Origin of the sequence: Streptomyces sp. BPTC-684 (assembly GCF_030028635.1) — a bacterium.
GTDB classification, from domain to species: domain Bacteria; phylum Actinomycetota; class Actinomycetes; order Streptomycetales; family Streptomycetaceae; genus Streptomyces; species Streptomyces noboritoensis.
Genome location: NZ_CP124863.1, coordinates 4,050,073 through 4,076,783 on the forward strand (window position 1 = coordinate 4,050,073; position 26,711 = coordinate 4,076,783).

Annotated in this window: 23 protein-coding genes and 1 tRNA gene; 9 read left to right on the top strand and 15 right to left on the bottom strand. The window is 73.3% G+C overall.

The window, feature by feature from the left end:
• Positions 1 to 158: 158 nt before the first annotated feature.
• The 5 genes from ehuA to QIY60_RS17925 are packed head-to-tail and all read right to left on the bottom strand — an operon-like array spanning position 159 to position 4,547.
• Positions 159 to 944 (bottom strand): ectoine/hydroxyectoine ABC transporter ATP-binding protein EhuA, encoded by a 786-nt coding sequence (gene ehuA, locus QIY60_RS17905; protein ID WP_283143355.1) that lies wholly within the window; start codon positions 942 to 944, stop codon positions 159 to 161.
• A complete protein-coding gene (gene ehuD / locus QIY60_RS17910) occupies positions 934 to 1,551 on the bottom strand; it encodes an ectoine/hydroxyectoine ABC transporter permease subunit EhuD (RefSeq protein ID WP_283145985.1) in 618 nt (205 codons plus the stop codon). Before ehuD ends, ehuA begins: the two co-directional genes overlap by 11 nt.
• 56 nt (positions 1,552 to 1,607) lie before the next feature.
• Entirely contained in the window at positions 1,608 to 2,267 is a 660-nt protein-coding gene (gene ehuC / locus QIY60_RS17915) for an ectoine/hydroxyectoine ABC transporter permease subunit EhuC (RefSeq protein ID WP_283143356.1), read from the bottom strand.
• Positions 2,264 to 3,118 (bottom strand): ectoine/hydroxyectoine ABC transporter substrate-binding protein EhuB, encoded by an 855-nt coding sequence (ehuB, locus tag QIY60_RS17920; RefSeq protein ID WP_283143357.1) that lies wholly within the window; start codon positions 3,116 to 3,118, stop codon positions 2,264 to 2,266. Before ehuB ends, ehuC begins: the two co-directional genes overlap by 4 nt.
• Positions 3,119 to 3,161: 43 nt before the next feature.
• Positions 3,162 to 4,547: an amidase gene (locus QIY60_RS17925; RefSeq protein WP_283143358.1), complete on the bottom strand. Its 1,386-nt coding sequence runs from the start codon at positions 4,545 to 4,547 to the stop codon at positions 3,162 to 3,164.
• 103 nt (positions 4,548 to 4,650) lie between these two features.
• Here QIY60_RS17925 and QIY60_RS17930 point away from each other — a divergent pair, with 103 nt between their 5' ends.
• Both QIY60_RS17930 and QIY60_RS17935 read left to right on the top strand, forming a co-directional pair.
• Entirely contained in the window at positions 4,651 to 5,757 is a 1,107-nt protein-coding gene (locus QIY60_RS17930; RefSeq protein ID WP_283145986.1) for an LLM class flavin-dependent oxidoreductase, read from the top strand.
• A 304-nt stretch (positions 5,758 to 6,061) separates the two neighbouring features.
• Entirely contained in the window at positions 6,062 to 7,774 is a 1,713-nt protein-coding gene (locus QIY60_RS17935; protein WP_283143359.1) for a glycosyl hydrolase family 18 protein, read from the top strand.
• A 240-nt stretch (positions 7,775 to 8,014) separates the two neighbouring features.
• Here the strand turns inward: QIY60_RS17935 and QIY60_RS17940 are convergent, their stop codons facing one another.
• A complete protein-coding gene (locus QIY60_RS17940; RefSeq protein WP_283145987.1) occupies positions 8,015 to 9,832 on the bottom strand; it encodes an EAL domain-containing protein in 1,818 nt (605 codons plus the stop codon).
• 372 nt (positions 9,833 to 10,204) lie between these two features.
• Here QIY60_RS17940 and QIY60_RS17945 point away from each other — a divergent pair, with 372 nt between their 5' ends.
• A complete protein-coding gene (locus QIY60_RS17945) occupies positions 10,205 to 11,473 on the top strand; it encodes a M6 family metalloprotease domain-containing protein (protein ID WP_283143360.1) in 1,269 nt (422 codons plus the stop codon).
• Positions 11,474 to 11,536: 63 nt separating this feature from the next.
• On the opposite strand, the gene QIY60_RS17950 is transcribed toward QIY60_RS17945, so the two are convergent.
• From QIY60_RS17950 to QIY60_RS17980, 7 genes are all read right to left on the bottom strand, one after another.
• Positions 11,537 to 11,610 (bottom strand) — tRNA-Lys (locus tag QIY60_RS17950).
• A complete protein-coding gene (locus QIY60_RS17955; protein ID WP_283143361.1) occupies positions 11,601 to 12,200 on the bottom strand; it encodes a bifunctional DNA primase/polymerase in 600 nt (199 codons plus the stop codon). Before QIY60_RS17955 ends, QIY60_RS17950 begins: the two co-directional genes overlap by 10 nt.
• A 323-nt stretch (positions 12,201 to 12,523) precedes the next feature.
• A complete protein-coding gene (locus QIY60_RS17960; RefSeq protein WP_283143362.1) occupies positions 12,524 to 12,859 on the bottom strand; it encodes a hypothetical protein in 336 nt (111 codons plus the stop codon).
• A gap of 112 nt (positions 12,860 to 12,971) precedes the next feature.
• Positions 12,972 to 14,315, bottom strand: a complete 1,344-nt coding sequence (locus QIY60_RS17965; RefSeq protein ID WP_283143363.1) for an AAA domain-containing protein — start codon at positions 14,313 to 14,315, stop codon at positions 12,972 to 12,974.
• Positions 14,312 to 15,898, bottom strand: a complete 1,587-nt coding sequence (locus tag QIY60_RS17970) for a hypothetical protein (RefSeq protein ID WP_283143364.1) — start codon at positions 15,896 to 15,898, stop codon at positions 14,312 to 14,314. Before QIY60_RS17970 ends, QIY60_RS17965 begins: the two co-directional genes overlap by 4 nt.
• Positions 15,889 to 17,064 carry a hypothetical protein gene (locus QIY60_RS17975; RefSeq protein ID WP_283143365.1) on the bottom strand — a complete coding sequence of 392 codons (1,176 nt, stop codon included), beginning with the start codon at positions 17,062 to 17,064 and terminating at the stop codon, positions 15,889 to 15,891. The genes QIY60_RS17970 and QIY60_RS17975 overlap by 10 nt, the downstream gene beginning before the upstream one ends.
• Positions 16,985 to 17,866 carry a phosphatase PAP2 family protein gene (locus QIY60_RS17980; RefSeq protein ID WP_283143366.1) on the bottom strand — a complete coding sequence of 294 codons (882 nt, stop codon included), beginning with the start codon at positions 17,864 to 17,866 and terminating at the stop codon, positions 16,985 to 16,987. Before QIY60_RS17980 ends, QIY60_RS17975 begins: the two co-directional genes overlap by 80 nt.
• 193 nt (positions 17,867 to 18,059) lie before the next feature.
• Here QIY60_RS17980 and QIY60_RS17985 point away from each other — a divergent pair, with 193 nt between their 5' ends.
• Positions 18,060 to 18,665, top strand: a complete 606-nt coding sequence (locus tag QIY60_RS17985; protein ID WP_283143367.1) for a histidine phosphatase family protein — start codon at positions 18,060 to 18,062, stop codon at positions 18,663 to 18,665.
• A gap of 219 nt (positions 18,666 to 18,884) precedes the next feature.
• On the opposite strand, the gene QIY60_RS17990 is transcribed toward QIY60_RS17985, so the two are convergent.
• Positions 18,885 to 20,318, bottom strand: coding sequence for a tetratricopeptide repeat protein (locus QIY60_RS17990; RefSeq protein ID WP_283143368.1), 1,434 nt, complete (start codon positions 20,316 to 20,318; stop codon positions 18,885 to 18,887).
• 230 nt (positions 20,319 to 20,548) lie between these two features.
• Between QIY60_RS17990 and QIY60_RS17995 the strand changes: the two genes are divergently transcribed.
• A complete protein-coding gene (locus QIY60_RS17995) occupies positions 20,549 to 21,001 on the top strand; it encodes a hypothetical protein (RefSeq protein ID WP_283143369.1) in 453 nt (150 codons plus the stop codon).
• 7 nt (positions 21,002 to 21,008) lie between these two features.
• Positions 21,009 to 21,923: a fused MFS/spermidine synthase gene (locus QIY60_RS18000; RefSeq protein WP_283143370.1), complete on the top strand. Its 915-nt coding sequence runs from the start codon at positions 21,009 to 21,011 to the stop codon at positions 21,921 to 21,923.
• A gap of 13 nt (positions 21,924 to 21,936) precedes the next feature.
• Here the strand turns inward: QIY60_RS18000 and QIY60_RS18005 are convergent, their stop codons facing one another.
• Positions 21,937 to 22,500 carry a hypothetical protein gene (locus tag QIY60_RS18005; RefSeq protein WP_283143371.1) on the bottom strand — a complete coding sequence of 188 codons (564 nt, stop codon included), beginning with the start codon at positions 22,498 to 22,500 and terminating at the stop codon, positions 21,937 to 21,939.
• A 111-nt stretch (positions 22,501 to 22,611) separates the two neighbouring features.
• Here QIY60_RS18005 and QIY60_RS18010 point away from each other — a divergent pair, with 111 nt between their 5' ends.
• The 3 genes from QIY60_RS18010 (at position 22,612) to QIY60_RS18020 (ending at position 26,711) form a co-directional block, all read left to right on the top strand.
• A complete protein-coding gene (locus tag QIY60_RS18010; protein ID WP_283143372.1) occupies positions 22,612 to 23,313 on the top strand; it encodes a response regulator transcription factor in 702 nt (233 codons plus the stop codon).
• Positions 23,310 to 24,677, top strand: a complete 1,368-nt coding sequence (locus QIY60_RS18015; RefSeq protein ID WP_283143373.1) for a HAMP domain-containing sensor histidine kinase — start codon at positions 23,310 to 23,312, stop codon at positions 24,675 to 24,677. Before QIY60_RS18010 ends, QIY60_RS18015 begins: the two co-directional genes overlap by 4 nt.
• Positions 24,678 to 25,229: 552 nt before the next feature.
• Positions 25,230 to 26,711 (top strand): cellulose binding domain-containing protein, encoded by a 1,482-nt coding sequence (locus tag QIY60_RS18020; RefSeq protein WP_283143374.1) that lies wholly within the window; start codon positions 25,230 to 25,232, stop codon positions 26,709 to 26,711.

A 26,711-nucleotide genomic window follows, 5' to 3' on the forward strand; every position in this document is an offset into this window, starting at 1 on the left:
GAGGCTGCGAAGGTGGACAGCTTCACCGTTCCAAGATAACCGCCAAGCACCCTTTCTGGTGGGGGTGTTGACGAGATTGATGATGCGCCCCGGCCCATAAGCTGGGGCGCATCCGCCCGGCATATGCCAGAGTCAGGGTCTCTGGCCGGAACGTGAGGTCAGAGCACCGCGCCCAGGAACTCGCGCGTGCGTTCGTGCTCGGGTCCCGCGAAGATTTTTTCCGGCGGACCCGACTCGATGACCTTCCCGGAATCGAACATCATGACCTCGTCCGAGATGTCGCGCGCGAAGTTCATCTCGTGCGTGACGCAGAGCATGGTGATGTCCGTCGTCGTCGCGATGTCCCGCAGTACGTCCAGGACCCCGGCCACCAGCTCCGGGTCCAGCGCGGACGTCACCTCGTCCAGAAGCAGCACCTGGGGCCGCATGGCGAGGGCCCGCGCGATCGCCACCCGCTGCTGCTGGCCGCCGGAGAGCTGCGCGGGCCTGGCGTCGAGGCGGTCGGCGAGCCCCACCAGGTCGAGCAGCTCCTTCGCCCGGGCCTCGGCCTCGTCGGGCGAGAGGCCGAGCACCCGCACCGGCGCCTCGGTGATGTTCCGCAGCACGGTCATGTTGGGGAAGAGGTTGAACTGCTGGAAGACCATCCCGATCTTCTTCCGGGCCTGGCGGCGCTCTCGCTCGGCGGCCGGAAACAGCCGGTCCCCATTGACCTGGATCGTCCCGGAGTCGGGCGTCTCCAGGGTCATGAGCAGCCGCAGGATCGTGGTCTTGCCGGAGCCGGAGGGGCCGATCAGCGTGACGTGCCGCCCCGGCCGCACCGAGAAGCACAGGTCGTCCAGGACGGTGGTGGAGCCGAAGCGCTTGGTGACGCTGTCGAAGGTGATGAGGGGGCTGTCGGGGTCGGAGGGGGCGGGGGTGCGCGTGGGGGAGGGGTCAGCGGGCAAGGCGGCGCTCCAGGGCTCGTACGAGAAGGGAAGCCGGATAGGCGATGAGGACGAAGGCGATGCCGACCACGGTCAGCGGCTCGGTGTACTGGAAGGTCGAGGCGCCCTCCAGGCGCGACTGCTGGAGGAGTTCGAGGACGCTGATCCCGGCCAGCAGCGGGGTGTCCTTGAGCATCGAGATGACGTAGTTGCCGAGCGCGGGCACGATCCGGCGCACCGCCTGCGGCAGGATCACCGCCAGCCAGGTCCGGTGCACGGGCAGGCTGAGCGCGGTGGCCGCCTCCCACTGCCCCTTGGGCACGGCGTCGATGCCGGCCCGGTAGACCTGCGCGGTGTACGTCGAGTAGTGCAGCCCGATGGCGAGGACGCCGGTGGTCAGGGCGGAGAACTTCACGCCCCACTCGGGCAGCACGAAGAACAGGAAGAACAGCTGCACCAGCAGCGGGGTGGTGCGGATGAACTCGGTGACGGCGGTCACCGGCCACCGCACCAGCCGGGACGGCGCGCGCAGGCCGAGCGCCCACACCAGACCCAGCGAGAACGAGATGAGCGAGCCGAGCGCCAGGACCTGGAGGGTGACGAGCACCCCGTCCCCGAAGCGCGGCATGAAGTCCCAGACGGCGGACCAGTCCCAGGAGGACTGCGCCGCTCCAGCCGAGTGCGTCACTTGACCGTCACCCCCAGATTGGCCTTGGCGCGGCGCTCCAGCGCCTTCATGCCCCGGGTGATCCCGAAGGCGAGGACGAAGTAGACGACGAGGGTGACGCTGTAGATCCGCGCGCTGTCCTGGGTGGCGAGCCGGACCAGGTACGCGGCGAACGACACGTCGCCGACCCCGAGCAGCGAGACCAGGGCGGTGCCCTTGAGCAGTTCGACCAGCAGGTTGCAGAACGGCGGGATCATCTCCGGCACCGCCTGCGGCAGCAGCACCAGCCGCATCCGCTGCCACGGCGTGAGGCTCAGGGCGATGCCCGCCTCGCGCTGGGCGGGCGGGACGGCGTTGAGCGCGCCCCGGATGATCTCCGCGCCGTACGCGCCGTAGGAGAGGCCGAGCGCCAGGACGGCCGCCCACATCGGCACCAGCTGCCAGCCCACCAGCGGCGGCAGCACGAAGAACAGCCAGAACATCAGGACCAGGGCGGAGGTGCCCCGGAAGACCTCGGTGTAGAAACCGGCCAGGAACCGCACGAGCCGGGAGCGGTGGGTGCGGGCCATGCCGGTCCCGAAGGCGACGGCGGCGGCCAGCGCCGCGCTGTACACGGTCAGCTGGACGGTGATCCAGATGCCCGGCAGCACCCAGTGCTGCCACAGTCCGGCCGTCATCGGCACAGCTCCTCGGCGGTGAGGGTGGTCATCTCGGCCCGGGTGAAGCCGAACGGCCGCAGGATCCGGAGGAGTTCGCCACTGGCGCGCAGCTTGTTCAGCTCGGTGGTGAACGCGTCGCGCAGGGCGGTGTCGGTGGGCCGGAAGGCGAAGCCGCCGCCGTCGACCTTCCTCTCGCCGTCGACGACGGCGGCGAAGGGGGCGGTGGCCTCGGCGCGGCTGCTCTTGCGCACCACGGCGCGGGTGGTGAGCGCGGTCCCGGCGAACACGTCGACGCGCCCGGACTCCACCGCGTTCAGCCCGGCGACCTGGTCCTGGAGGATGACGATGTCCTTCTCCGGCAGCCCGGCGGCCACCGCGTACCTGATCTCCGCGTAGCCGGTCCCGGTGGCGAGGCGCGCGCGGCTGCGCACCACGTCCTCGTACGAGTGGAGCCCCTTGGGGTTGCCCTTGCGCACGATGAACGCGTCGAGCATCTGGTACTCGGGGTCGGCGAAGAGGACCTGCGCGCAGCGCTCCTTGTTGATGTACATCCCGGCCGAGACGACGTCGAACTGCTGGGAGTTGAGGCCGGGGATGAGCGAGGAGAAGTCGGTGGCGACGGGCTGGACGCGGTCGATGCCGAGCCGCTTGAAGATCACTTTGGCGAGTTCCGGCGCCTCGCCGGTGAACCGGCCGTCCTCGTCGACATAGCCGTACGGGACCTCTCCGGCGATCCCGAGCCGTACCGTGCCCTGCGATCTGAGGCGCCCGAGCGCGTCGCCGTCGGGCACCCGGGAGCAGCCGGCGGCGGCGAGGGCCGCGCCGACCCCTGAGGCGAGAAACGTTCGTCGTGCAGTTGCTCGAACCATGGCGGCGCCGCTACCCGCGTTCGACGCCGCCATGCGTCCCGGTTCAGCCCTCCAGTGCGTGCGCGGCCCGCAGCACCAGGTCGTCGCGGTGCCGCGCGGCGACCAGCTGGAGGCCGATGGGCAGCCCCGCCGAGTCCGTGCCGACCGGGACCGTAAGGGCCGGCTGGCAGGTCATGTTGAAGGGGTACGTGAACGGGGTCCAGCCCGTCCACCGGTGCAGGCCGGACCCCTTCGGGACCTCCGCGCCCGCCTCGAACGCGGTGATCGGCAGGGTCGGTGTGACCAGCAGGTCGTGGGTGCGGTGGAAGCGGGCCATGCGGTGGCCGAGCGCCGCCCGGACGTCGAGCGCGGCCAGATAGTCGAGCGCCCCGTACCGCGCGCCCTGCTCCGCGATCTCCCGCAGCCCCGGCTCCAGGGCCGCCCGCCGCTCCGACGGGAGCTGCCCCACCACGCGCGCCGCGCCCGCGAACCACAGCGTGTGGAAGGCGGCCACGGGGTCCGCGAAGTCCGGGTCCGCCTCCTCGACGTACGCGCCGAGCCCGGCGAGCCGGGTCACCGCCGCCCGTACCGCCGCCGCGACCTCGGGGCGCACGGCCACCTGGCCGCCGAAGGACGGCGAGTACGCGATCCGCAGGCCCTTCACGCCCTCCGCCAGGCCCGGCGAGACGGGCTCGGCGCGCTCGTTCGCCGACCAGTCGCGCCAGTCGGCGCCGCTGATCACGTCGAGCAGCAGCGCCGTGTCGGCGGCGTCCCGCGCCAGCGGCCCGATGTGCGCCAGCGAACCGAAGGGGCTCGGCGGGAACATCGGCACCCGTCCGTACGTCGGCTTCAGCCCGACCACCCCGCAGAACGAGGCGGGGATGCGCACCGATCCGCCGCCGTCGGTGCCGAGCGAGAGCGGCGCCGCCCCGGCCGCCACCGCCGCCGCGCTGCCGCCGCTGGAGCCGCCCGCCGTGCGCGCGGGGTCGTGCGGATTGCGGGTGATCCCCGAGAGCGCCGAGTCGGTGACCCCCTTCCACCCGAACTCGGGCATCGTGGTCTTCCCCACGAACACCGCCCCGTGCTCGCGCAGCCGCGCCACGGCGGGCGCGTCCACGTCCCAGGGCCCCGGTCCCGCCGGGGCCGTGGAGCCGCGCAGGGTCGGGCCGCCGGCCACCGGGAGCGCGTCCTTGACGGACACCGGCACCCCGTCGAGCAGCCCCAGCGGCTCCCCGGCCCACCAGCGGGCGGTGGACGCCTCGGCCCCGGCGAGCGCCGCCTCGGCGTCGAGGCGGACGAACGCGTTGATCCGGGGCTGCACGGCGGCTGTCCGGTCGAGCACGGCCCGGACCGCCTCGACCGGGGAGAAGTCGCCCTTGCCGTATCCGGCCAGGAGTTGACGGGCGGTCAGATCGGCGAGTGAGGTGGGGCCTGTCGTCGGATCGGTCATGCCCGGGTTCGTACCCGCGTTTGCTGATCGACAGCGGGCCGGGCGGGCGGCGGGTGCGCCGGGAATGAGCGGGAATAAAACGGAGACACCCTCCTGTTAGCTTCTGTCGTATCCGTACGGCACGAACTGGAGGAGCGGACCGGTGGACGTGGACGACATTCGAGGGACGGCGTTCGGCAGTGCGCCCGTGCCCCTGTCCGTGCTGGACCTGGTGACGGTCGGCAGCGGCTATACCGCGACCAGGGCCCTGCGCACCAGCGTCGAGATCGCCCGGCTCGCCGAGCGGCGCGGCTTCACCCGCCACTGGGTCGCCGAGCACCACTCCATGCCCGGCGTCGCCTCCTCGTCCCCGGCCGTCATCCTCGCCCACCTCGCCGCCCACACCGACCGCATCCGGCTCGGCTCGGGCGGCGTCATGCTGCCCAACCACGCGCCGCTGGTGATCGCGGAGCAGTTCGGCACGCTGGAGGCGCTGGCTCCGGGGCGGATCGACCTGGGTCTGGGGCGCGCGCCCGGCACCGACGGGGCGACGGCGGCGGCCCTGCGCCGCACCGACCATCTCAACGAGGGCGCGGACGAATTCCCGCAGCAGCTCGCGGAGTTGACCCGGTTCCTGGACGACGACTTCCCCGACGGGCACCCGTACGCGAAGATCCACGCCGTCCCCGGCCCGGTGCAGGGCCCCACCGGGCGCCCGCCGATCTGGCTGCTCGGCTCCTCCGGCTTCAGTGCCCGGCTGGCCGGGGTCCTGGGCCTGCCGTTCGCGTTCGCGCACCACTTCTCGGCCGCGAACACCGTGCCCGCGCTCGACCTCTACCGCGAGTCGTTCCGGCCGTCCGAGGTGCTCGACCAGCCGTACGCGCTGATCGGCGTCTCGGCGCTGGCCGCCGACGACGAGAACGAGGCGCGCCGCCAGACGCTCACCAACGCCCTGTCGATGGTCCGGCTGCGCACCGGCCGCCCGGGGCTCGTGCCGACCCCGGAGGAGGCGGCGGCGTACTCCTTCAGCCCGCTGGAGCGGGAGTTCGTCGACGGCTGGCTCGCCAACGTGGTCTCCGGGACCGCCGAGGAGGTGCGCGACGGTCTCGACGCGCTCCAGAAGCGGACCGGCGCGGACGAGCTGATGCTGACCGCGAACGCGCACGGGCCGGAGGCCCGGCTGCGCTCCTACGAGCTGATCGCGGACGTGTACGGGGCGCCCTCGGCGTGATCGCGGGGGGCCCGTGCGGTGCTCGCCGGGGCGTCTGCACTGTGATCACCGGCCGGTAAATCCTGGATTTCGCGGGAGTGGTGGTCCAGCCCGTTCACCCGCCCGCCCAAGATCCATAAGACAGCCTTAAACCGCTCGTCACCGATGGTGGCGGGCGGTTCTTGCGTTCGGTCCACCTCCCTGACGAGCGGTTTCGTACCCAAATTGGTCTAGTCCTCAATTTGGTTCAGACCATTGACGCGCCCCTGGCTTGATCGCTATCACTGCTCCAACCGCCGTTCCGCTCACCCCCCGGAGGCCGACCGTGCCCGTCCGCAGACCTCTAGCCGCAGCCCTCACGACCGCGACGCTCGCCGCCGGCGCGCTGGCCGCCTTCGCGGGCCTCGGCCCGGCCGGCGCGGCCTCCGCCGCGGACGCCCAGAACGCCGCCGCCTCCACCGGTGGCGTGAAGATCGCGTACTACGACCAGTGGAGCGTGTACGGGAACGCCTTCTACCCCAAGCACCTCGACACCCGGGGCATCGCGGGCAAGCTGGACGTCATCAACTACTCGTTCGGCAACATCCACCCCACCGACCTCACCTGTTTCGAGGCCAACAAGGCGGCGGGCGACGACAACAACGCCAGCGCCGGTGACGGCGCGGGCGACTCGTACGCCGACTACCAGAAGTCCTTCAGCGCCGCCGACAGCGTGGACGGCACCGCCGACAAGTGGGACCAGCCCATCGTCGGTGTCTTCAACCAGTTCAAGGAACTGAAGGCCAAGTACCCCAAGCTGAAGATCAACATCTCGATCGGCGGCTGGAGCTACTCCAAGTACTTCTCGGACGCGGCCAAGACCGACGCGAGCCGCAAGAAGCTCGTGGCGTCCTGCATCAAGCAGTACATCCAGGGCGACCTGCCGGTCGAGGGCGGCTACGGCGGCCCCGGCACCGCCGCCGGGATCTTCGACGGCATCGACATCGACTGGGAGTACCCGGGCTCGCCCGACGGCCACCTCGGCAACAAGTACGCGGCCGAGGACAAGCAGAACTTCACGCTGCTGCTCGCCGAGTTCCGCAAGCAGCTCGACGAGTACGGGGCGGCGCACGGCGGCAAGAAGTACCTGCTGACGGCGGCGATGCCGGCCGGTCAGGACAAGATCAAGAACATCGAGACCGACAAGGTCGGGCAGTACCTCGACTACGCCAACATCATGACGTACGACATGCACGGCGCCTGGGACGGCGACGGGCCGACGTACCACCAGTCGCCGCAGTACTCGGGCGCCAACGACCCCACCGACGTGATCAAGCCGGGCACCCAGAAGTACTCGATCGCGAACGCGGTCGACTCCTGGCTGGACGGGAACGCGGCGTACGGGATCGCGGGCGGGTTCCCGGCGTCCAAGCTCACGCTCGGGTACGAGTTCTACTACCGCGGCTGGAAGGGCGTGCCGGCGGGCTCCGCCAACGGCCTCGCCCAGACCGCGACCGGCCCGTCCGGGGCGCGGCCGCTGAGCCAGCAGCCGGGGATCGCCCACTACAAGGAGCTGGGCGGGATCGTCGACAACCCGGCGACGACGTTCTGGGACGACCAGGCGAAGGCGTCCTACTTCTACAAGGACGGCGAGTTCTTCACCGGCCTGAACCAGAAGTCGATCCAGGCGCGGGCGGATTACGCGCACAGCCGGGGGCTCGCGGGCGCGATGATGTACTCGCTGCTCGGGCTCGACGACAAGACGACGCTGCTGAACCAGATCGTGACGGCGGTGGGTTCGTCGCCGTCCTCCACGCCGGACCCGACGACGCCGCCGACGACGCCGACCACTCCGCCGACGACGCCGCCCACGACTCCGCCGACCACTCCGCCCACTTCCGGGTGCACGGCTGCGGCCTGGGACAAGGCCGGTACGTACACGGGCGGTACGCAGGTCTCCTACAAGGGGCACAACTGGAAGGCCAAGTGGTGGACGCAGGGCGAGGAGCCGGGCACCACGGGGGAGTGGGGTGTGTGGCAGGACCTGGGCGCGTGCTGAATTGAGCCCCCCGATTGGGGGGAGGCCGCCCCACCCCGTGCCGGGGGTGGGGCGGTTTTCCTTTCCCCGCCCCACCCCTTCCCGAAAGCCCTCTGGCGGGCGGCCGGGTTTGTCTGCGGACCGTGCTGGGTTGCTCGCGCAGTTCCCCGCGCCCCGAAAAATGCCGCTGCGCGGCATCCCCGGGGGCGCCCCGGAGGGGCGCTCTTAGGGGCGCGGGGAACTGCGCGACCAGCCCACCACTTACCCGCAGACGAACCCCGGGTCCCCCAGCATCGCCCCGATCAGCTCCGGGTGTACCGCCCGCGAATACAGCCACCCCTGCCCCGTATCGCAGCCGATCCGCCGCAACCGCCCCGCCTGGTGGGACGTCTCGACGCACTCGGCCGTCACCTTCAGGCCCAGCCGGTGCGCGAGCTGGACCATCGCCTCGACGATCGTCTCGTCGGCGGGGTTGGGGTGCATGCCGCCCTCGTCGTACTGGAAGCCCCGGACGAAGGAGCCGTCGAGCTTCAGGACGGAGACGGGGAGGCGGGAGAGGTACGCGAGGTTGGAGTAGCCCGTGCCGAAGTCGTCGATCGCGATCCGTACGCCCATGTCGGACAGGGCTTGCAGGGCCTGGAGGGGGCGGCCCGCCGAGCCCATCACGGCGGACTCCGTGAGCTCCAGCTGCAGCAGGTGCGGCGCCAGGCCCGTCTCGGCCAGGATCTCCGCCACGTCCGCGACCAGGTCGGAGTCCCAGACCTGGCGCACGGCCACGTTCACGCTCACGAAGATCGGCGGCACCCCGGGGTGCTCGATCTGCCAGCGGCGCGCCTGCCGGCAGGCAGTGCGCAGCACCCAGCGGCCGAGCTGGACGATCGAGCCGTCCTCTTCCGCAATTCCGATGAACCGATTCGGCGCAAGTGTGCCGAACTGTGGATGGTTCCATCGGACAAGCGCCTCGACGCCCTCCACGACCCCGTCCGCCATGTCCACCAGCGGCTGGTACTCCAGCCCGAACTCGCCCCGCTCCACGGCCGGCCGCAGCGTCGAGGAGAGCGCCTGACGGGTCATCCGGTGCGCGTTGCGCTCCGGGTCGAAGAGGGTCCAGCGGGCCTTTCCGTCGGCCTTGGCCCAGTAGAGGGTCGTATCGGCGTCCTGCATCAGGCCCGTCGCCGTCGTCCCCGCGACCGCCCGCTCCACCACGCCGATCGACGCCGAGACCGACAGCCGCTGCCCGGCCAGGTCGAACGGCTGCTGGAGCACGGCCAGTACGGACTTCGCCAGGTCCGCCAGCTGCTCGGTTCCCGTCGAGTCCTCGACCAGGACCGCGAACTCGTCGCCGCCCAGGCGCGCCACCAGGTGCCCGCCGCTGCGGGCGTAGCCGCACTGGTCGGCGCAGTGGGTGAGGCGGGCCGCGACCGCCGACAGGAGCCGGTCGCCGATGCGGTGGCCCAGGGTGTCGTTGACGGCCTTGAAGCCGTCGAGGTCGAGATAGCAGATCCCGATCCGGCCGGTGCCGCCGCGCCCGTACGTGGAGGCCTCCATGGCGCCCGCGAGCCGCTCGAAGAACAGCGTGCGGTTGGGCAGCCGGGTCACCGGGTCGTGCATCTGGAGGTGGCGCAGCCGCGCCTGGAGCTCGCGGCGGTCGCTGATGTCGGTGATCGAGAGCAGCGCGCCGGTGCTGCCGCGCACCGGCGAGACGGTGACCTCGGCCCACAGGGAGCGCCCGTCGGGGTGCTTGAGGCGCCGGGTGCAGCGGAAGCGGGAGCGGCTGCCGCCCAGCACCTCCTGGTAGATGTGCCAGGTGCGGGCGTCGGCGGCGAGGTCGACGAGGTCGGCGGCGGCCTGGCCGCACAGCGCGGCGGGCTCGGAGCCGAGCAACTCGGCCAGCGCGGTGTTGACGGCGGTCACCGTGCCGTCCCGGTCGACGACGGCCATCGCCAGATGGGCCGCCTCGAAGGCCGCGCGGTAGTCGCGCGGCCCGGCCGTGGTGCGCCCGACCGCGTGACGTTCGGGCGGTAGGCCGAGAGGCCGCTCGGGCCCCTCCAGATGACGCTCTGTGACCGGCGGCCGCATGGTCCCGGGGGCTGCTCCCGGTCCTTCGGGGGTTCCGCTCACCGCTCGCTCCCGCTGTGCATTCGAGTCGTACAGAGATGTGGTCGGGGCCGTCGGACGGGTGGACGACAGCCGCCCGGGGCTGAATCCACGCAGGAAAGTGTGCCGATCATAGAGGCAGGCGCAACGGCCGATCCAGCTCCACGACCGTGATCATGCGCACCCGGGAGCCGAGGCCGATCGTTTCTGCACACGCCTGGCCAGCGGCGATCCCCGTGTGACCGATTGTGACTTTCTGTAAGGCGTCGGGGTGTCGGGCTGATGTCGGGCCCCTCACCCACCTGGGGCAGCGGAACAGGGCGTAATCACACAAACCACCACAAGGTGGGTGAGGTGTCCCGCATTCCGTACCCGGAGGTCGACGTGGATCGTCAGCTGACACCCGGGGGAGTGGAGCGTGCCCGGCTGCGCAGTGCCGCCGCCGCGCTCACCTCCCTGACGGCGGTCGCCGCCACCACCCTCGTGGCGGGCCCCGCCGTGGCCGCCGGATCCGCGATCCCCTGCGCCCTGCCCCGTACCGCCGCACACCACTCGCTCGGAGTGGACACCTGGAACACCGCCTATCCGCGCCCGGTGCGCACGCTCGACGCGGTGATGGTCTTCCTCTCCTTCCCGGACTCGGCGCCCGTCTCCGCCCCCGAGGACCTGGCCACCGACTACTTCCCCGCGACCAGCGACTTCTTCGCCCGCGCCTCGTACGGGAAGTTCCGGCTCAAGGCCCATCCGCAGCCGGGCTGGGTGAAGATGCCGAAGCCGTCCACCGCGTACCGGATACAGCGCGACTGGGACGCCGACCGGCGCACCGAGTACCTGCGCGACGCCGTCACGGCCGCCGACCCCACGGTCGACTTCTCCGCGTACGACATCGTCTACCTGGTCGCGGACCCGTACGCGCCGGGCGTCGACTCCGACGCCACGAAGGTCGTCAACTTCGACCGTCCGCTGCGGGTCGACGGCACGGACCTCAAGCGGGTCGTCACGGTCTTCGAGCAGCACCCGCCGGACCGCAACGTGCTGGCCCACGAGACCGGGCACGTCTTCGACCTGCCGGACCTCTACCACCGCCCGATGGACGGCAAGGGCGACTGGGACACGTACGTCGGCGACTGGGACGTGATGGGCAGCCAGTTCGGGATGGCGCCCGACCTGTTCGGCTGGCAGAAGTGGAAGCTGGGGTGGCTGGACCGGCGCCAGGTGGCGTGCGTGGCGACGCGCGGATCCACCCGGCTGACCCTGGCGCCGCTCTCGGAGTCGCCCGTACGGGTGGGCCCGGGCGGGGTCCGGCTCGCGGTCGTGCGGACCTCGGAGGACAGCGCGGTCGCGATCGAGGCGCGGGACCCGGCGGGCAACGACCGTACGACCTGTACGGCGGGGCTGCTGATCTACCGGGTCCGCAGCGAGTCGGCGTCGGGGACCGGCCCCGTCGAGGTCCTCGACACCCACCCGGACACGGGGGCGTGCTGGGAGCACTCGGTCTACCCGGCGCTGGCGGACGCGCCGCTGAACGTGGGCGAGACGTTCACCGTGCCGGGGGACGGGATCCGGATCGAGGCGACGGGGCGGACGCGGTCGGGGGGGTGGACGGTGCGGGTCACGCCGTAGGCGTGGTGTTCGTGGCAGGACACGAAAAGGCCCCCCGCTCGCGCGGGGGGCCTTTTCCGTCTGTGCGCCGCCAGGGACTCGAACCCCGGACCCGCTGATTAAGAGTCAGCTGCTCTAACCAACTGAGCTAGCGGCGCCTGCTGACGTCGTAGACCTTAGCATCCTGATCGGCGGGAGGAAAAATCGATAAGCGCCGGTCGGCCTGGGTGGTGTCCCGGGCGGCCCGGACGCACGCCCAGAGCAGTACGTCGGGGCCCGGGAGCCAGGGGCGCCGGGTGTCCGGGGCGACCAGCCAGCGGGCGGCGCCGGGGTGCTCGGGGCGCGCGAGGCCGGGCACGGTGACCGCGTCGCCGGTGCCGTGGCAGAGCGGCGGCGGCACCTCGGCCCACTCCTCCCAGTCGAGCAGGGCGGGCAGCCGGTGGGCGGTGCCGGGGGCGGCGAAGAGCAGCATCCGGCCCCGGTGGAGGGCGACAGGACCGGAGCCGGCCCCCTCGCCCCACAGCAGGTCGAGCATCCGGCGCCCGAAGACGGCGGGCACGTTGACCACGTCGAAGGCCGAGCCGCAGGGGAGGACGACGGGGGCGCCCGGCCGGTCCTCCCACAGCGCGAGCGTGCTGCGCGGATACGGTGCGGCCGAGGCCAGCCAGGCCGCGCCGTCGGGGGTCACGTCCCCGACGCCGTCGCCGTCACGGGGGAGCAGGGCCTCGTCGCGCTGCAAGATGCTCATACGCACCAGATCTACGGCCCCGGGTGCCCCCGTCCGGCCGGATTACCGGAAACCGGGACGGGGTGGGGCGGGTCGGAGTATCTTGCGCGGCTTGTTGTGCCCGGTCTTTGTCTGCGGGCCGGTGGGGGCTGAGCGCGCAGTTCCCCGCGCCCCTTAGGTAGTCGGCCGCAGCCGGAGAACCCAGCTCAGCCACAGTCCTTCAGGGGCGCGGGGAACTGCGCGACCAGCCACAGACGGTCCGCAGACGAACTCCAGGCCAAATAGGGGCGCGGGGAACTGCGCGACCAGCCCCCACCGGCCCGCAGACAAAGACCGGGCACCCCCTAACGCGCCCCGCGGGCCAGATCCCGTCCGAACTCCACCATCTTCTTCGCGTAGTCCTCGGTCCACTGCGCCCGCCCCGCGATGTCCGCCGCCGTGAGGCGGTCGAAGCGGCGCGGGTCGGCCAGCTGGGCCGCCGCGATCGCCTGGAACTCCACCGCCCGGTCCGCCGCCGCGCGGAACGCCAGCGCCAGCTCCGTCGAGCGCGACAGCAGTTCCCGGGGATCCTCGATCGACTCCAGGTCGAAGAAGTGCTCCGGGTCGGCGGCGGCCTCGGCCGGCTCGAACAGCAACGGCGCCGGCCTCAGCCGCTGCTCTTTCCGCTCGGGCTCCGCCATCGGGGTCTCCTCCTGCCGCAGTTCAACGGCCCGGAGTCCGCCCCGGGCCACCCTCCATTGTCGCGCTCCCCGCAAGTGGGCCTCGCCCACCCCGCGCGCCCCCACCGCGCCCCTACCGCCGCCACACCACCCGGTGCTCCGCCAGATGCGTCAGGACCGCGTGGTTGGCCTCCCAGCCGTCGGGGAACTTCACCGTCACGCCCAGCTGGACCGGCTCGGTCGAGGGGTGTTCGTCGAGCAGGTCCGCGACGCCCGCCCGGCACACCACGATGCAGGCGTGCCGGTGCCGGGAGGCCAGGACGCACAGGCGGCCCGTCTCCAGGTGGAACGCCGTCGCGTCCGGGCGCCCCGACAGCGGGTGCAGGACCACCGTCACGTCGAACTCGCGGCCCTGCAGCCGGTTCGCCGTGTCCACCGCGACCCCCGTCACCCCCAGCTCCGCGAGCGCCGCCCGCACCGCCGCCGCCTGGTCGCGGTGGGCCGTGCCGACCGCTATCCGGGCGGCGGTCAGCGGCACCGGCTCCGGGGAGCGCTCGCTGGTCGCCGCGCCGCCCCGGTCCAGGAGCCTGCGGACGACCTGGGCCACCGCCCGTACCGCTTCCGGGTCGGTGCGCGGGGTGTGCCGGGCCGGCAGTTCGAGCAGGGCCCAGCCCGCCTCGGCCGCCTCGTCGAGCGCCCGGTCCGGCGCCGAGCCGTCGGACGGGACGCCGAAGGAGAGCCGCCGGTCGCCGTGGTCCGTACCGCTGCGGAACGGCGTGTACGGGTAGAACGCGTCGGAGACCAGCGGCGCCGCCGACGCGGGCAGCCGCCAGGAGACCGGCAGCCGGTGCTGCGGCAGCTCGGGGTTGTGGGCGAGCAGCGTCGTCACCGCGCTCGCCGACGGGTCGTAGGAGAGCCCCGCCCACTGCCCGGAGTCCGCGATCGCGAACGGGTCCAGCTGGCCCGGGTCCCCCACGAACAGCGCCCGCTCGAACAGCCCGGCCACGGCGAGCAGCGCGTCCGAGCGCATCTGGTACGCCTCGTCCACGATCGCGTGCGCCCACGGCTCGACGTCCTTGACGTGCGCCCACTTCGCGGCCGTCGACAGCACCACGTCCAGGCCCGCCAGATCGCCGGCCTTCGACGACTTCCGTACGTTCGGGAGGTCGTCCAGGGCCTTGTCGTACGGGTCGGCGTCGCTGCTGTGCAGCCGTCCCACCGGCAGGTCGGGCTCCTTCTCCGCCAGCCGTACGACGAGGTCGTCGACCTGGGCGTTGGTCTGCGCCACCACCATCAACGGGCGCCCCGCGGCGGCCAGTTCGAGCGCCGCGCGCACCACGAGCGTCGACTTCCCGGCGCCCGGCGGCGAGTCCACGACAACGCCCCGGGCCTGGCCGTGCAGGGTGTCGCGCAGGATCCTCCCGGTGGCCTCGGCCGCCGCCGCACCCGGGTCGAAGCCGCGCTCGGCAACGGTCACAGCAGGTCCTCCGGGGTGAGGGGGTCGGGATGTTCCGCGTCCGCGCCCGGCGGGCCGCCGTGGGTCCACGGGGTGGCCTCCGGATCGGGCAGCTTGGGCCCGCCGCGCTGGTCGTGCTCGAAGAGCGTCCAGCACACCCGGTCGCCCTTCTCCGGCACCGAGCCGGGCGCCGGGTCCTTGCTCCGGCCCATCTTGTCGAGCAGCCGCAGCACGAGCGCGCCGTCCGCCTCGTACCCCACGAACTCCGCCGACTGGGGCTTGCCGTCCAGCGAGCGGAACACCTTCGCCCGTTCGGCCAGGTGCGGCGCGTCGTCGGTGCGGACGGTGACCAGCGGGCGCGGGCTCGGCCGCTTCGACTCCGACCAGGCCATCACCGCATCGACGACCTCGCCCGCGAACGCCTCCCCGGCCAGCCGCCGCCCCGCCATCACCAGCGGGTCGTCCAGCGCCTCCTGCGCCTCCAGCTGGGCCTGCGCGGTCTCGCGCGAGGCGAGCTTGGCCGCCGCCGTCACCGCGTCGTCGCGGCGCGGCTGCGGCGGCTCACCGGCCCGCACCCGGTCGCGGTGCGCGGTGAACGACCAGCGGTCGCGGGTCCAGCGGTCCGCCGCGCGCGGCGCCCCGGGCAGCTCCCGCAGCAGGTCCAGGGCCTGCCACACCGCCTCCCAGGTGGGCCGCAGCTGGTCGGCGACCAGCCGGCGGATCTCCTGCTCGGCCCGGCTCAGCTCGCCCAGGCGCGCGTCGGCCGCCTCGCCGTCCTGCGCCGCGTACAGCGCCTGGCGGGCGCGGTCGTAGCGGTCGATCGCCGGGGCGAGCAGCTTGTTGTCGAAGGCCGGGTCGGTGGCGGGGCCCGCGGGCGGGCACAGCAGCCGGCCGTCCCGGTCGCGGGCGAGCTCGGCCCGCAGGGCCGCCTCGGCGCCGCTCACGCCCTCGGGCGGGTCGATCCAGGCGAGCAGCGCCCCCAGGTGCTGGTCCTCCAGGCTGGACTGGCCGGTCGCCCAGTGCCTGCCCAGCAGGTCGGTGGCGGCGAGCAGCAGCGCGGAGCCGGGGACGCGGGCGCGCTCCCCGTAGTGCGTCAGCCAGCGGCCGAGCAGCGGGACGCGCGGCGGCGCGGGGTGCGGGGTGTCCGGGTCCTGCTCGGCGGTCCGGCGAAAGCGCATGGACCGGCCCAGCAGCCGTACGAAGTCGATCGCGGCCCGGCCCGGCACCAGGATCTGCGGCGCGTCGGCGCACAGCTCGACCTCGACCTTGACCTTCTTGCCGGTCTCCGGGTCGGTCTCGTTGCGCTCGGCGGCCTCGACCTCGTCCGCGTACGCGTCCAGGTGCGGCAGTACCGCGTCGGCCAGCTCGGCGAGGAACGCGAACCGCAGCTCGCGGTCGCGCGGCTGCGGCACGACGAGCAGGCGGGGCGCCTCGCGGTCGGTCCCGACGAGTGCCCCGAGCGGCGCCCCGGCCTCGCCCGAGGTGGTCAGCGGTACGAGGACGAGCGGGCGCTCGGACAGGTGCCGGTGGCGCACGGTGGCCAGCGGCGCGGCCCGCCCGGCCTCGACGGCCTCAAGGCGGGCCAGGGTGGCGATCAGCGACATGCGGTGCCTCCCGCCGCCGCGCCTTCCAGCGCCTCCGCCCGCAGGGCGGCCGCCCTCCGCAGCGCCGCCACCGCCGGGTCCGACGGGTCGCCCGCACGGCCGCGCGCGGCGTCCAGGACCGCGCCGACACTCGTCAGACCGCCCAGCTCGGCCCGCAGGCCCCGGCCCAGGGCCGTCACCGCGTCCACCGCGCGGGCCCGGTCGCGGCAGTGGAAGGCCAGCTCACAGGCGGCCAGGCACTCCGGCGCGTACGTCGCCGGGACCGACTCGACCGTCTCGGTCAGCTCGGGGGCGGGCCGGTCGAGCGCGAAGCTGGCACCCGGCGCCAGGGCGTCGGCGATCTCCTCGATCCGGGTGAGCCGGGCCAGCTGGCGCCGGGTCACCGACAACTGCTTGCGCACGTCGACGAGGGAGGCGGTCGGCAGGTTGGAGAAGTCCTTGGGGCAGACGAGGAGCACGGAGTGCGCGACCCGGTCGGCAGGGCCGGGAGTGTCGCCCAGCAGCCGCGCCACCCGCTCAAGCGCCAGTACGTACACCGCCGCCTGGCGGGCCGCCGCGCCGACCTTGGACGGGTCGGCGGCGGCGTCGATCATCGGGAAGGACTTGATCTCGACGACCGTCCAGCGGCCGTCGGGGTCGACCACCACCGCGTCCGGCTCCAGATAGGCGGGGGAGCCCGCCACCTCCAGGGCCAGCATCGGGTGGTCCAGGAGCGTCCAGCCGCCCGACGCCGTCGCCTCCCGCAGGGCGAGCGCGGTCCGGGCGGCCCGGCCCTCGGGACCGGCCGCGGCCAGGTCCGGGACGGCCGCGTCCTTCGGGGCCTCGCCGCCGGTGCGCTCGTGCAGCAGCCGCAGCAGTTCCGTACCGCCGTCGGACTTCACGCGGGCCTCGAACGTGTTGCCGCGCGCGATGGCGAACTGGGACTGGCCGAACGCCGCCGACGGGGAGCCCAGCGCCTCGGCGAGCGCGCCCTTGTCGACGCCCGCCCCGTCGAGCAGCGCGCGCCGGCGGCAGCCCGGGTTGGCGGCGAGGGCCGCCAGCGCCCGGGCGTCCAGCGGGCGCGGCACGGCGGTGGGTCCGCGCAGCTCAGCGAGCCGCTGACGGATGGCTGTCGTCCGCTCCCGCGGTGGAGTCGTCGGACGTGCGCTGCCCTGGGATTCGCTCACCCGTGGAAGTCTTGCATCCGGCACTGACAATCGGGGCCCGTGCGCCGAACGAGCCGGGTGCGACGCGGGCGCGCACCGCGTCCGCGAGCCGCATCGCGGGCCGGGAGAGCAGCAGCCCGAGGCCCATCACGGCCGCCCCGGCGACCGCGTCGAGCAGATAGTGGTTGGCGGTGCCCATCACCACGAACGTGATGGTCAGCGGGTACGCGACGCCCAGTGCCCGGGTCCAGCGGCGGCCGCCGAACCGCCACAGCATCACGCCGCACCACAGCGCCCAGCCCACGTGCAGGCTCGGCATCGCCGCGTACTGGTTGGTCATGCCGCCCATCCCGCGCGGCGCGCTGGCGTCGCCGCCCCACCAGCCGTACGAGCTGTACTGCGCCATCGTGTCGACGAACCCGTGCGAGGCGTCGAGCAGGCGCGGCGGGCAGGTCGGCAGCAGCGAGAAGCCGACCAGGCCCATGAGGGTGGAGAGCATCAACCAGGTGCGGGCGGCGCGGTACTGCACCGGGCGGCGGCGGAACAGCCACACCAGGATCGCGGGCGTCACCAGGTAGTGCAGCGACGCGTAGGCGAAGTCGGCGGGTATGCCCAGCGACGGGGTGCGGGTGAAGAGCCGGTTGAGCGGGTGCTCGGCGTTGATGTGCAGGTATTTCTCTATGCGCAGGATCTCCAGGCCGTGGTCGACGGCCTGCGACTCGTTGCCACTCACCAGAAGGCGGCCCGCCGAATAGGCGGCATAGACGATGGCGATGAGCGGCAACTCGGTCCACCAGCGGGGCCGAGGCGCGGGGTGCTGCATCTCCGGACCCTCTCCATCTCTTCTTCAGGGCCCCGTCGGGCCCCGTTCAGGTGTTCAACCGTACGGTGGTCGTGAGTGCGCGGTGCACCCACCCCCAAGGGACGCGGGAGCGGGCCGCGAGGGTGCGCGATGATGGAGGTGAACCTCCGCCGAACTTTCGGCGCACTGCACGCGCACCAGGGAGTGACCCGACATGGCAGCCGCCGAACCGCGCATACTGCTCGCCCGGCACGGGCAGACCGAGTGGTCGCTCGCCGGCAAGCACACCGGCCGTACCGACATCCCGCTGCTCGAAGAGGGCCGCCGCGGCGCGAAGCTGCTCGGCGAGCGGCTGCACCGGGCGCCGTGGGACGGCCTGGCGGACGTCGAGGTCCGCACGAGCCCGCTGGTACGCGCGCGTGAGACGTGCGACCTGGCCGGGTTCGGCGAGCGGGCGACCGACTGGGACGCGCTGATGGAGTTCGACTACGGGGCGTACGAGGGGCTCACCCCGTCCGAGATCAAGGCGGGCCGGCCCGACTGGTTCATCTGGCGCGACGGGGTCGAGGGCGGCGAGACGCTGGCGCAGGTGTCGGACCGGGCGGACGAGGTCGTGGCGTGGGCGCGGTCCGCTTCGCGGGACGTGCTGGTCTTCGCGCACGGGCACATCCTGCGGTCGATCGCGGCGCGCTGGCTCGGCGAGCCGATCGGCTTCGCGGCCCGCATCAAGCTCGATCCGACGTCGCTGTCGGTCCTTGGGTGGGCGTACGGGGCGCCGGCTGTCGAGCGGTGGAACGACACGGGCCATCTGGAGTTGTAAGCCCCCTTCACCGGGGCTTCGCCCAGGACCCCTCGTTCGTCTGCGGACCGTGCTGGGTTGCTCGCGCCCACGCGGCGGAGCCGCACAATGTCACAGCCCCGCGCCCCTAAAAGTGCCCCTTCGGGGCGCCCCGAGGATGCCGCGCAGCGGCATTCAAGGGGCGCGGGGAACTGCGCGACCAGCCGCACACAGCCCGCAGACAAACCCCGGGCCGCGGAGCTACACCGTCGCCCTCCGGTCCAGGAACGTCGCCACCTCCGGGCACGTCGCGTGAGGGGCCAGGATGCGGGCCGTGTCGGCGAGCATGGCCTGGATTCGGGTGGACTGGACCTCGGGGAGGAGGTCCAGGACCTGGTGGCCCGCCGCCGCCGACTCCGTGGGGGCGCCCGCGCGGGCCAGGTCGTCGGCGAGTTCGGCGCGGTACAGGGCCAGGTTGCGGGTGAAGCGCGGGTCCTGGAGGAGCGCCGCGCGCTGGGCGTGGCGGGCCGCGCGGGGCCAGTCGCCCAGCGCCGACCAGCACTGCGCCTCCAGCATCTCCAGCTCGGCCTCCACGAAGAACGTCATCCACTCCGGGTCCCGCTCGGCCGGGCCGCGCCCGAACAGCGCGTGCGCCCGGGCGAGCGACTGCTCGCACGCCCCCCGGTCCCCGAGCCCGGCCCAGCCGCCCGCCTCCCGCAGGCTCAGCAGCGCGAGCAGCCGGGGCGAGCCGAGGTGGCGCGCCGCGCGCCCGCCCGCCTGCGCGGCCCGCAGTGCCTCGCGCGGCCGCCCCGCGTCCCTGGCCAGGAACGACATATTGCAGAAAGCATGCGCCTCAAGGGCCGGGTCGCCCGCGAGCCGGGCGGTGGCGAGCGCCTCCGCGTAGTGCGAGCGGGCCTCCTCGTAGTGGCCCGAGTCATGGGCGAGCCAGCCCACCGAGATGGCGAGCTCCCCGGCGCCCGCGTGCAGCCGGTCGGCCGTGGAACGGCGCGCGGTGCCCGCGTCGAGCAGCGCGTACGCGGTGCGCAGCGGCTGGGCGGCCCTGCGGTAGAGCCCGTTCGCGCCGTGCCGGTCGTCCAGCAGCCGGATCCGCCGCACCGCCTCCTCGACCGCGCCCACCTCGGCCTCGCCGACCCGCCGTACCGGCTGCCGTACATCGTCCTGGGGCGCGGCCGCCGCGTGCTCGGGGAGCAGCCCCAGGGAGACGGCCGCCAGGGTGGCGGAGCCGCCGGTCATGAATGCGCGACGCAGCACGTCGCTCTCCTCGTCGTTACGTTCTACTTCGTGGTCGATGGTGCCGTTGTCGTGTTTCGGATGCGTTGCGCACGGCGGGGTCGCACCACACCCCGCACGCGCCCCCCGGCCCCGTACCTCCTCACGGGCCGAGAACCCCATCTCCGCCATCGTCAAACCCGGGAACATGTGCCGGAAGACGCGCTCGTACGCGTAGTTGGGGCAGCGGATCTCGCCGGCCTCCACGCGTCCGACGTACCGCGCGTCGCAGGCCACCTGCTCGCCGATCTCGCGCGCCGCCCGGCGCACCGCCGCCGCGAACTCACCCGGCGAGCGCTGCCCCCGCAGCTCCCGGAACGCGGTGTTGGGGCCCTTGGCGGGACCCCGTTCGGGGGCCCGTGCGGCGGAGTTCGCTCCGGCACGGGGATCCGTTGACGTCGCCATGGCTCAACAGCTCTCTTTGGCGGGGTGGTGCGGAGGAAGAACGTACCGGCAACATCGGCTCCGACAACCGGAGTTTGGCTACAAAAGGGATATCTCACCCGCGATCTGCTATGAACTGCCATCCTTTGCGGCGGCGTACCGCCGTAGCCGTTGACACGGACCCGCGTTGAACCATGCGGATACCGCCAACCCGCAAAAACCACGTGGGGGTTGCCTTGTTGGAGGCCGGCATGGACATCAATGGCACCGGGACGACCACGACGACCGCGCGGCACCGGCCCACCCAGGACGTCAGCGGACCGCCGGGCGGCGAGGAACCCTGCGACCTCGTCACCGTGCCCGCGCGCCAGGGCCTGGAGGCGGTGGACATCCTGCGCCGCGCCGTCGCCCCGGCGGCCGTGGGCCCGGTGCTGCACGACGGCGCCTGCGACACCCTGGGCTTCCTGGTGCCGCCGGGCACCGCGGCCGCCTGGGACGTGCCGGGCAGCGCCTGCACCGAGACCGGCGGGCGGGGCCTGCGCATCCCGGGGCTGCCCGCCGAGCCGCCGGTCTCCGGTGGCGGCTGGCTGCTGCCGCCGGACGCGGCGGCGGTCACCGACCCCGCTGTGCTGCGCGTCGCGCTCGGCGAGGCGGCCCGGCTGATCGAGGCCGCGGACGGCATCACCGAGGCCGGCGGCCGATAATGGTCGGATGGCGGCACGAAGCGGTACGAAGAACGGGGCGAAGGGCGGGGCGAAGGCCGCGCCGGGCGGGCGGCGCGGTCGTCCGGCCGCCCCGGAGGCCGTCGTGGAGCCGGTCGACGGCGGTCTCGCCGAGCTGATACCGGACCGGGACCGGCCGCGCGGCTGGACCCTGCTGCTGGACGGCGCCCCCCAGTCCCACGTCGACCTGGACGCGCCGGAGCAGCTCACCTTCGAGTACCAGCGCCGCCTCGGCCACGTCATCGACCTCGCCGCCGAGCCGGGCCGCCCCCTCCAGGTGCTGCACCTGGGCGGCGGCGCCCTCACCCTCGCCCGCTACACGGCGGCCACCCGCCCCCGCTCCACCCAGCAGGTCGTCGAGGTCGACGCGGCGCTGGTGGGCCTGGTGCGCCGAGAGCTGCCGCTCGATCCGCAGGCCCGGATACGGGTGCGCTCCCTGGACGCGCGCGAAGGGCTCGCCAAGCTCCCCGACGGCTGGGCCGACCTGGTCGTCGCCGACGTCTTCAGCGGCGCCCGCACCCCCGCGCACCTGACCAGCACCGAGTTCCTGGGCGAGGTGCGCCGGGTGCTGCGGCCCGGCGGGATCTACGCGGCCAACCTCGCCGACGGGCCGCCGCTGGCGCATCTGCGCGGCCAGATCGCCACCGCCGCCGCGCTCTTCCCCGAGCTGGCGCTCGCCGCCGACCCGACCGTGCTGCGCGGCAAGCGGTTCGGCAACGCGGTCCTGCTCGCCTCGGACGTGCCGCTGCCGGTGGCCGAGTTCACCCGCCGCATCGCGGGCGACCCGCACCCCGGCCGCGTCGAACACGGCCGCGCGCTGGCCGACTTCACGGGCGGGGCGTCCCCGGTGACGGACGCGACGGCCAAGCCGTCTCCCGTACCGCCGCCGTCGGTGTTCCGGTAGGACGGACCATTGGTCAGCCCCGGTCGTCCAGCTCCACCGTCGGCGCGTGGTCGTACCAGGTGCAGAAGACCGACACCTCGCGCGTGCCCTTGCTGAAGGTGACCCGGATCCAGGTCGGCTGCTTCCACACCTGCATCTGCCAGCCCGTGTCCGGCGTCGCCGTCACCAGCTCCGCCGACGCGGTGCCGATGTCGAAGACGACGCGGCCGCCGGCGACGTTGTAGCCCTTCACGTTCCCCGAAGAGCGGGACGAAGGGGACGAGTTGGACGGCCCGGCGGGGGAGCGGCTTCCGGACGGCTTCCCGTCCGCCGAGTCCCCCGGCTTCGAGGGCGTGGTGGAGGGGCCGCCCGGTCCGGACGGCGACGGCGAGTCCTTGGGCCGCCGCGTCGAGGAGGCCAGCGGCCGCACCGCGCCCTGGGTGGTGTGCCCGTCGCCGGTGAGCGGCACCGCGCGCGGAGGGTCGTACGCCGTCCCGGCCATCACCGTATGGACGCCCCACCAGGAGAGCGTGACCGCCGCCCCGGTGGCCAGCGACCAGGCGCAGACGTGGACGATTCCTCGGTGCATGGGGGTCATAACGGGAGCCATACTGCCCCACGCGCCCCACGCGTGTCCCCCCTCACCCGTGCCCGCCCGCTCCCGTCCCGACCGGGACCGGTGTACTCCGAATGGCGTACGGTGCCGCCCATGGCAAGTGTGCTCGTGGTCGAGGACGACCAGTTCGTTCGCTCCGCCCTCATCCGCCACCTCACCGAGGCCTCCCACACCGTACGGAGCGTCGGCACCGCGCTGGAGGCGCTGCGCGAGGTGGCCCATTTCCGGTTCGACGTGGTCGTCCTCGACCTCGGACTGCCCGATCTCGACGGGGCCGAGGCGCTGAAGATGCTGCGCGGCATCACCGACGTACCGGTGATCATCGCGACCGCGCGGGACGACGAGACGGAGATCGTCCGGCTGCTCAACGACGGCGCGGACGACTACCTGGTCAAGCCGTTCTCGGTGGAGCACCTGTCCGCCCGGATGACGGCCGTGCTGCGCCGGGCGCGGGCCGCCGGTGCCGAGCCGCCGCCGACGCTGATCCGGGTCGGCGGCCTCTCCATCGACCCGCTGCGCCGCCAGGCCGAGCTCGACGGGCTGCGCCTGGACCTCACCCGCCGCGAGTTCGACCTGCTGGCGTTCCTCGCCGGGCGCCCCGGGGTGGTCGTCCCGCGCAAGGAGCTGCTGGCCGAGGTGTGGCAGCAGTCGTACGGCGACGACCAGACCATCGACGTCCATCTGTCCTGGCTGCGCCGGAAACTGGGCGAGACGGCCGCGCGACCGCGCTATCTGCACACCCTGCGCGGGGTGGGTGTGAAGCTGGAACCACCACGGTCGGAGCCCGGCCGATGAGGTGGGCGCTGGTGAAGGTCGCGGTCGCCGTCACGCTGATGGTGGTGCTCGCCTTCGCCGTACCGCTGGGCCTGGTCATCAAGGAGATGGCGCGCGACCGCGCCTTCTCCAACGCCGAGCGGCAGGCCGCCGCGATCGGCCCGACCCTCTCCATCACCGCCGACCGCGACGCGCTCGAACGGGCCGTCGCCTCCACCCAGGCGGGCGCGGCGGGCCGGATGGCCGTGCACATCCCGGCGGCGCCGGACAGCGCGCCGGTCGAGATCGGCCGGGGGCGGGCGCCGCGGAAGGACCTGGAGGCGACGCGGAAGGTGGTCCGCGCGTACATCTCCGGTGTCCCCGGCGGCTCCACCCTGCTCCAGCCGACCGCGCTGAGCTCGGGCGAGATCGCGATCGTCGAGGTGTACGTGCCCGAGGCCGAGGTCACCAACGGCGTGGCCACGGCGTGGCTGGTCCTGGCGGGCGTGGGCATCGCCCTGGTGATCGGCTCGGTCGCGGTGGCGGACCGCCTGGGCGTACGCATGGTGCGCCCCGCGCAGCGGCTTGCGGGGGCGGCGCACGACTTGGGGGAGGGGAAGCTGGGGGCGAGGGTGCCGGAGGAGGGCCCGGCGGAGTTGCGCTCGGCGGCGGTGGCGTTCAACTCGATGGCGGACCAGGTAGTCCAACTACTCGCAAACGAGAGGGAGTTGGCGGCGGACCTGTCGCACAGGTTGCGCACCCCGTTGACGGTTCTGCGGCTCAACGCGGCCTCCCTGGGGGAGGGGCCGGCCGCCGAGCAGACGCGGGCGGCGGTCGAGCAGTTGGAGCGCGAGGTCGACACGATCATCCGTACGGCGCGGGAGGCCAAGCCGCAGACCCAGCCGGCCGGTGCGGGCGCCGGGTGCGACGCGTCGGAGGTCATCCGGGACCGGATGGCGTTCTGGTCGGCGCTGGCGGAGGACGAGGGCCGGGAGGTACGGCTCGCGGGCGTCGACCGCCCGGTCCGCATCCCGGTCGCGCGGCCCGAACTGGCCGCGGCGCTCGATGCGATGCTCGGCAACGTGTTCCGGCACACGCCGGAGGGGACGGCGTTCTCGGTGGACGTCCACAACGGGGAGGACGCGGTGATCGTGCTGGTCTCGGACGCGGGCGCCGGGATCGCGGACCCGCGGGCGGCGCTGGCCCGCGGGTCGAGCGGCGGCGGCTCGACGGGTCTTGGCCTGGACATCGTGCGGCGGATGGCGGAGTCGACGGGGGGTGACGTCCGTCTGGGCCGGTCGGTGCTGGGCGGCACGGAGGTCCGGGTCTGGATCGGCCTGGGTGCGCCGTCCCCCACGTCCCGGATCCGAGCCCGCCGCCGCCCACGCCGCCCGTCTCCGAGGTGAGTGGCCCCCACCCGCCCCTTCCCGCTGTGACATTTGCGGCTCCGCCGCGCGGCCTCCGGGCCCTGCTGAGGGGCCTGCGGCCCCTGCACCCCGGCCCCGTTTGTCTGCGGGCCGTGTGTGGCTGGTCGCGCAGTTCCCCGCGCCCCTTAAATGCCGCTGCGCGGCATCCCTGGGCGCCCCGGACGGGCGTATTTAGGGGCGCGGGGAACTGCGCGACCAGCCCCCACCGGTCCGCAGACAAAGCACAGGGTCCGGGGCGCAGCCCCGAAGCGGGGCGCAGGGGCCGCCGGCCCCGCCCGGGGGTCCGGGGGCGCAGCCACCGGGAGACCACCTCAACCCACCCCCACCCCCGGTGGGTTTAGGGAAGGGGCGGGGAGGGGCCTCCCCCGCCCGGGGATTAACCGCGGCCCATCCACCCCTTAAGCCCACCCTAAAAGATCCAACCCCCACCCCCCACACCCCATTTGCCCGTTTCCCAAGAGCTAGCGTGCTGCCCGCACCCCACCCGCATCACCACCCCCACCCCCAACCCCAGAGGCAGGCGCACCCACAATGACCCGCACTCACCGCCGTCGCGCGAGCGGCAAGACGAAGGCGATCGGCGCCGTGGCCGCCGCGGCCGTCATCGGCGGCGCGGCCTTCGCGCTCACCGGCACCGCCCAGGCCGCCTCCGTCGGCGCCGCGTACACCAAGACCACCAGCTGGGGCAGCGGTTACACCGGCCAGTACGTCGTCACCAACGACACCGGCAAGGCCCTCGCCGACTGGACCCTGGAGTTCGACCTCCCCGCCGGGACGAAGCTCTCCTCCCTCTGGAACGCCGAGCGGACCGTCAAGGGTCAGCACGTCACCGTGAAGCCCGCCGCATGGGACAAGAACGGACTGGCCCCCGGCGCATCCGTCACCGTCGGCTTCGTCACCCAATCCACCGGCACCGCGGGCGACCCCACCGGCTGCCTCATCAACCAGGAGAAGTGCTCGGTCGACACCGGCGCGACCCCCGCCCCGACCGGCCGTCCGACCACCCGGCCGACCCCCACCACCCAGCCCACGGCCAAGCCCACGCCCACGGCGACCAGCAAGCCCCAGCCCACCCCCACGCAGACCCAGCCCACCACCCCCCAACCCCCCACCCCCGGCACCACCACCCGCTTCGCCCCGTACATCGACACCTCGCTCTACCCCGCGTACGACCTCGTCGACACCGCCACCAAGACCGGAGTGAAGGAGTTCCACCTCGCCTTCATCACCTCCGGCGGCGGCTGCACCCCGAAGTGGGGCGGGGTCAGCGACCTGGGCAGCGACGCCGTCGCCGCGCAGATAGGCGCTCTGCGCGCCAAGGGCGGCGACGTACGCGTCTCGTTCGGCGGCGCGGCCGGCTCCGAACTCGGCCTCGTCTGCAAGAGCACCGCCGAGCTCGCGGCCGCGTACGGCAAGGTCATCGACGCGTACAAGCTCACCAAGGTCGACTTCGACATCGAGGGCGGTGCCCTGCCGGACACCGCCGCCAACTCCCGCCGCGCGCAGGCCGTCGCCCAGCTTCAGAAGTCCCACCCGGGCCTCGACGTGTCGTTCACGCTGCCCGTGATGCCGGAGGGCCTCACCCAGCCCGGCGTCGACCTCGTCGCCGACGCCAAGAAGAACGGCGTCGCCGTCTCGGCCGTCAACATCATGGCGATGGACTACGGCCCGGCGTACAGCGGTGACATGGGCACGTACGCCATCCAGGCCGCGACCGCCACCCAGGCCCAGATCAAGGGCGTCCTCGGGCTCTCCGACGCCGCCGCCTGGAAGGCCGTGGCCGTCACCCCGATGATCGGCGTCAACGACGTCAACACCGAGACGTTCAAGGTCGACGACGCCACCCAGCTGGTGGACTTCGCCAAGTCCAAGGGCCTGGGCCGGCTCGCCATGTGGTCCGGCGCCCGGGACAAGCAGTGCGCGGGCGGCGCGAAGAACTCCGCCGACCCGACCTGCTCCTCCATCCTCCAGGCCCCGCTGGCCTTCACGAAGGCCTTCGCCGCCTTCAAGTAG